The sequence below is a fragment of the Streptomyces sp. MnatMP-M17 genome (assembly GCF_900091995.1).
Taxonomy (GTDB): domain Bacteria; phylum Actinomycetota; class Actinomycetes; order Streptomycetales; family Streptomycetaceae; genus Streptomyces.
Window position 1 is genome coordinate 1 of the sequence record NZ_FMDK01000319.1, and the last position, 5,490, is coordinate 5,490.

Sequence of the window (5,490 nt, forward strand, 5' to 3'; positions counted from 1 at the left end):
TGTTGACCCACGTGGCGGTGCTCTTCCCCGTGCTGGACGGGCGGGCTGACCTCACCGAGGTGCCCGAGCAGTTCCGCGCCGTGATGCATGCCGCCGCGTCGGTGACGCACCCGCCCGCTCTGGCCGCGCTCGCCCGGCGCGCCGGCCACCTGTGGGAAGGCGGCGCGGAAAGCACCGAGGGGAGTCGGGGCGCGTTCGTTGGCTGCCTGCCCGAGCACGCCGGGCACCCGGCGGTCCGGGCCGCGCTCGCGCAGGCCCGCAGTGCGGGTGTTCCGCTGGCGGTCATCGGCCGGGACTGGCGCTGGGGCTACGGGGAGCACGGCGCGTTCGGGCTGTTCGTCGTCCCTACCGGCGAGCGGACCGTGGAGTGCGAGTGGTTCATCGAGGGCCACAGCAACGAGACCGCGATGCGGCCCGCGCAGGTCGGCCGCCTGCGCCCGGTGCGCAACGCCGCTCTCGCCGAGGTCCGTCGCAGCCTGGCTGATGCCGGGTGGAGGGTGTGGGACAAGGCCAGCCGCCGCACGCACACTCTCCGGCTGCTGAGCGTGCTGGCCACCATGCCGGACGCGAACGCGCCGGAGGGCTGACCGCGTCCCCGCCATCCTGCGGGCGCGCCGTGGGCCGGGCGCTGGACGCCTCCCAGCCCGCGGCGCGTGGCGGGCACTGGGGTGTGCGCCCATGGGCTTCAGCCCGTGAGGCCCTGGTGGGAGGGCCTTTCGCCGGTTCTCCACACCTCCCCGGAGCATGGTTGGCCATAATTCTTGACAGAGTTCAGCTTTATGTGTCATCATAATTCTTGACGGCGTTCAGTAATAGGGGAGAACATGGCCAGCAAGAAGGACACCCGACAGCTCATCAAGAAGCTGGAGAGCCAGGGCTTCGACGTGACACTGCGCAACGGCCACTACCGCGTCTTCAAGGACGGCAAGTTCGTTCAGGTCATGCCGAGCACCCCCAGCGACTCGCGGGGGCTGAAGAACGCGATGGCGTACTTCAAGCGCGCGGGCTTCCAGCCCTGATCTGCCGGAGGGCGCCGGGGCAACCCGGCGCCCCGGCCGTCGCGCCGTCACCGACGACTCCCGATGAAGAAGAGGAAGACATGACCGACTCCCCGTACTCCGTCTGTGTGGAGTTCGCGGTGCCCGATGCACCGGCGGACCTCTACGAGGGGCTGATCGACGCGCTGCTCGAGCGCCACCCGCACAGCGGGCCGAGCGCCGGCCCGGCCGGCAACGGCAACCTCAGCGTGCGCCTGTTCGTCGACGCCGGCGGCGTCGTCGACGCCGTCACCCGCGGCATCGAGTACGCCCAGGCCGCGGCCATGACCCAGGACATCACCCCCGACGCCGTCATCGGGGCCGAGGTCGTCACCGAGGCCGAGCTGGACCGCCGCAACGCCCAGCCGCTGGTGCCCGAGCTGGCCGGCGTCACCGAGGCCGCAGAGATCGTCGGCGTCACCAAGCAGCAGATCAGCAGCCTCGCGAACCGCATGCCCCTGCGCCGGCACGTCGTCCAGGAACTCGCCGCCGGCCCGGTCTTCCTCGCCGACGGCGTGCGCACCTACGCCGCCACCGAGCACAACGCGACCCGCGGCGCCCGGATCTCCGACCTCGGCCTCTCCCCTGCCGAGCGTGCGATCCTGAAGCTCCTGCACGCCATGGCCAACGGGCTCCCGTGGGCGGCGGACACGCCGGCGGAACACACCGCCGACCAGGCGCTCCTCGTGGAGGAGGTCCTCGGCGAGGGCCGCCTGCGCGTGCACCCGCGGCCCGCCGACGACGTCGACCTGGAGGCCGTCCTGGGCCGGCTGGTCGAGCACCGGCTGCTGAAGACCCGCAGGCCCTACCGCGCCGAGCAGCTCGACGGCCACGACACCGACGTCGTCGTCACCGTCACCGACAAGGGCCGCCGGCACGCCGAGGCGGGCGCCGCCGGCAGCGACGCCCGCTGAACCGCCCACCACCGCACTCCGACCAAGGGGGACACCACACATGCAGGACGACACCGGGAGCAAGGAAGACCGCAGGAGCAGCGAGCTCGTCGTACCGCGGCTGACGATCAACCCGGACCTGCCGGCCACGGTCCAGGAGATGCTGCGCGCGGCGAAGCCCGCCGAGCTGCGCGATCCGGACCCTGCCAGCACCGGCAGCATCTGGCGCGAGCTGAGGCTCCCTCTCCGGTGGGAGACGGGGATCGTGTGCGCCTGCGGCATCGCCTTCTTCAGCGGCGCCGGCCCGGACTCTCCCTTCGAGGGGCTCCTGTGGCCTGCGGTCGGCGTCGGCGTCACCTGGCTGGTGCTCATGTCGATCATCCCGATCGTGGGACGCCTGGGGACCCGCAACAAGCTCCGCGGGATCCAGCAGGATCGCGAGCAGTACGTCCTGGACGTCGACCTGGTCCCCGCCGCCGGGCAGCTCCTGGCCCGCGCCGGCCACGCCGTCGCCGCCGTGCGCCGTTCGAAGGTGCACCGGGACGACTACCTCGACCGCCAGCGCAACGACGTGGTGCTGCCGGAGAAGGAGTGGGAGATCGCCGAGATGCTCCGCGCGTACAGCCGCGTGGAACGCTCCACCCCTGCATGGGCGAAGGGGCAGGAGGTCCGGCCCGTGCTTGAGGCCCACCGCGCGGTGCTGCAGACCACGCTGGACGGCATCGAACGGCGGGTGACGGCACTGGAAACGTACGCCGAACAGACCGCCGAGGCCGACCGGCGCTACGCCGAGTTCCTCCAGATCCAGCAGATCTCCGCCGCCGGCAGCGACCTCCTGGAGCTGCTGGCCCGCAGCGTCCGCGACGACCTCGCGGTCGCCGAGATCAACGGCCTGACCGAGCAGGCGACCACAGTCGGCGAGGCGTTCAAGACCGCTCTCGCCGAGGCCCGCGAGTCCGCGCACGCCCTGGCCGCCCCGGCAGCCGCCTGACCGTCCCCGGCGCCGGCCACCGCGGTCCTGCGGTGGCACCACCCCTACGGAAGAGGAACCGATATGCACGATGAGCTGCCGACGGTGACGTCCGTCGACGACGTCCGCGCGCTCGCCGAGCTCGCCCACGCCGGCCAGGTCGACAAGATCGGCGTGGCGTACTTCGCGCACGTCCAGGCCGTGGCCGACGGGCTCGCCCCGTTCGGCGACGACCTCGTCATGGCCGGCCTCCTGCACGACGTCGTCGAGGACACCGACTGGACCGCCGAGCGGCTGCTCGCCGCGGGCGTGCCAGGCCGGGTGGTCGCGATCGTGGAGGCGGTGACCAACCAGGACGGCGTGCCGTACGAGGACAAGATCCGGCGCATCACCCGTGATCCGCTGGCCACGCTGTTGAAGATCGCCGACAACGCGCACAACTCGCGTCCCGACCGGGCCGCCCAGTTGCCGGCCGCCAAGCGTGACCGTCTCGCGGCGAAGTACCGGGCCGCCCGGGCCGAGTTGTGGCCTGCCGCAAGCCGGAGCGACATCGAGGCGATCGTGCGGATCGTCAATCCGGCGCTGCTCACGGAGCTGGGCGAACACGTCGCGGGCCCGTCGGCCACGGGCCCCGGCACCTCCGACGACAGTGCCGGACCCGCGTCCGCCACCTCGCAGAAGAGGTAGGGGACACGATGGCGACGGTGTCGGCAGCGGATCTGCTGCGAATCGTTGAGGCCGTACCGCCGCGCCGGGCGCGCGCGAGCGAAGGAGTCCGCCTCGTCTACGACCAGGTCCATCTGACGATGTCCGCCGAGGACCGGCCGGCCGAGGAGTGGGCACGGGCTGACGTGGTCGGGTACCGGACGGCCGCGTGGGAGCTGACGATGTACGCGGTGAGCACGATCGCGGTCCGCGTCTGGCTGCTCGAGATGGAGGCCACCACGCCGGTCGGTGTCAGCCCGTTCTGGGGCGGTCCCGGGCCGGTCCTGGTGGTCTTCACCGCCGGGGGCGCGTCCATGCAGTTCCCGGTCATCGACTGCCCCTCTGCGCCTTCGGTCTGACTGACCGGCCTCCCCTCGTCCGACCACCCTCGCCGGCACTTGTGACTGTTCACACGGATCACCCGAGGAGTCCTCGCAGGTCACGACGTTCCTGTTCATCGCAGTTGGCGAGACCTGTTCACGGTAGTTGGCGGCTCCGAGCCTCGAACCGGGCTCTCCACCAGCAAAGACGCAGCTCAGGTGATCGTCTCGGCGGCTCCGCCAACAAGCGTGAACATCCGCCAACTATCGCGAACGGTCACAGCACTGCGCCCGTCGGCGCGCGAGGGACGGCACAGGTCTCTGTCCACAGGCAACTCCCCCGAACCTGACCCCTTGATCAGGCAGATACGAAGGCCAGTCAGGGGAGTTGAACGTGTGCAGGTCACTGGCACAGGGCGGACGGCGGTGCCGCGGAAGCAGTCTGGCGATGCGGCGGGCCCGGTACGCCACCCACACGTCCGCCGCCGCCCGTACCTACCGGCAGGCCCTGGATGAGGGCGAGATCGACTACGGCGGGGCAGCCTGGGAGGCACACGAGCGGGCGCAGGCCAGCGCCGAACGTGCCCGGGCCGCAACCCAGTCCGGCGACCACGATGCCGCCGAGCGTGCGGCGATCGACGCCAAGAACCACATGAACCAGGCGGCCGCGGTGGTTCGGCACCACACCCAGGGGTCTGTGGCCCGGGCCGCTGAGGCCCGCAAGACGAACAAGCAGATCGACAAGGCACTGGACGCGGCCAACCCGCACTACCAGCAGGGCGTCCACGCCTACTCGCACAACTGCAGCCACGTCGCCCAGGCGTATGAGCTGCGCCGGCGCGGGCTGGATGTCGAGGCCGGTCCCGACTCCACGAACGGCCGCAGGGTGGCCGAGCTCGGCGAGGCATGGGGTGGGAGCTTCAGCTTCTGCGACAGCTCGGCCTCAGACGTCGGCCGGTCCGAGGTAGAGCGCGCCTTCGGCGAACCCGGCTCGCGCGGGATGGTCGCGGTGGCGTGGAAGAACGGCGGCGGCCACGCCTTCACCGTCGAGAACGTCGGCGGCAGGGTCCGCTTCGTCGACGGGCAGCCGACCCCGCCGGTGACGGACGCCTCCCACTACTTCTCCCTCGCCAAGGTCAGCGCGTTCATCCGGCTCGACGACAAGCCGACCCCATCAAAGAAGACGCTGGAGCCCTTCATCGCCAGCTGAGCCGGTGTCGGATGCCAGCCGGGCTCGCGTACGGGGACACGCAGCACGTCGGAATCGCTGAACGCGGCCGACACGCTGCGAGATGCGGTCCCGGCGTTCTGCTCCGCGTCGGCTCGGCGCCCGAGCGCGGGAGGCTACCTGCCGCCGCCGGGGCTACGCCGCCCTGTCGCCTCGTCGACGATCGCCCTGAGCTGTCGGCGCTGGCGGTCCTCTTCCGCGATCCGGGTGGCAAGAACGGCACGGTCGGTGTGGGGTTCGACGGCGGCCAGGACCAGGCGCTGCAGCTCGGTGGGGTCGAGTGCCTCGACTTCCCACTGCACCGGCCGACCCGGCCCGCCCCGCGAGGGGCGCGAGC

Annotated in this window: 7 protein-coding genes and 1 pseudogene; 7 read left to right on the forward strand and 1 reads right to left on the reverse strand. The window is 71.6% G+C overall.

The window, feature by feature from the left end; genetic code table 11:
* The 7 genes from GA0115259_RS14855 to GA0115259_RS14885 all read left to right on the forward strand — a co-directional run.
* Window positions 1-587, forward strand: a 587-nt coding sequence (locus tag GA0115259_RS14855; RefSeq protein ID WP_093596364.1) for a hypothetical protein, incomplete at its 5' end; no start/stop codon positions are given.
* 237 nt (window positions 588-824) lie between these two features.
* Complete coding sequence (locus GA0115259_RS14860) at window positions 825-1,019, forward strand: hypothetical protein (protein ID WP_037905258.1); 195 nt, start codon at window positions 825-827, stop codon at window positions 1,017-1,019.
* Window positions 1,020-1,099: 80 nt separating this feature from the next.
* The gene (locus GA0115259_RS14865; protein WP_093596366.1) at window positions 1,100-1,951 is read left to right on the forward strand and encodes a hypothetical protein; all 852 of its coding nucleotides are present in this window, start codon (window positions 1,100-1,102) and stop codon (window positions 1,949-1,951) included.
* 40 nt (window positions 1,952-1,991) lie between these two features.
* On the forward strand, window positions 1,992-2,921 hold the full coding sequence (locus GA0115259_RS14870; RefSeq protein WP_093596368.1) for a hypothetical protein: 930 nt from the start codon (window positions 1,992-1,994) through the stop codon (window positions 2,919-2,921).
* Window positions 2,922-2,984: 63 nt separating this feature from the next.
* Window positions 2,985-3,587 carry an HD domain-containing protein gene (locus GA0115259_RS14875; protein ID WP_202450016.1) on the forward strand — a complete coding sequence of 201 codons (603 nt, stop codon included), beginning with the start codon at window positions 2,985-2,987 and terminating at the stop codon, window positions 3,585-3,587.
* Between the two features lie 8 nt (window positions 3,588-3,595).
* The gene (locus tag GA0115259_RS14880; RefSeq protein ID WP_093596370.1) at window positions 3,596-3,964 is read left to right on the forward strand and encodes a hypothetical protein; all 369 of its coding nucleotides are present in this window, start codon (window positions 3,596-3,598) and stop codon (window positions 3,962-3,964) included.
* Window positions 3,965-4,319: 355 nt separating this feature from the next.
* Window positions 4,320-5,135, forward strand: a complete 816-nt coding sequence (locus GA0115259_RS14885; protein WP_141716568.1) for a toxin glutamine deamidase domain-containing protein — start codon at window positions 4,320-4,322, stop codon at window positions 5,133-5,135.
* 134 nt (window positions 5,136-5,269) lie between these two features.
* Here the strand turns inward: GA0115259_RS14885 and GA0115259_RS14890 are convergent.
* Window positions 5,270-5,490 (reverse strand): annotated as a pseudogene (locus tag GA0115259_RS14890) (hypothetical protein); the annotation flags it as partial.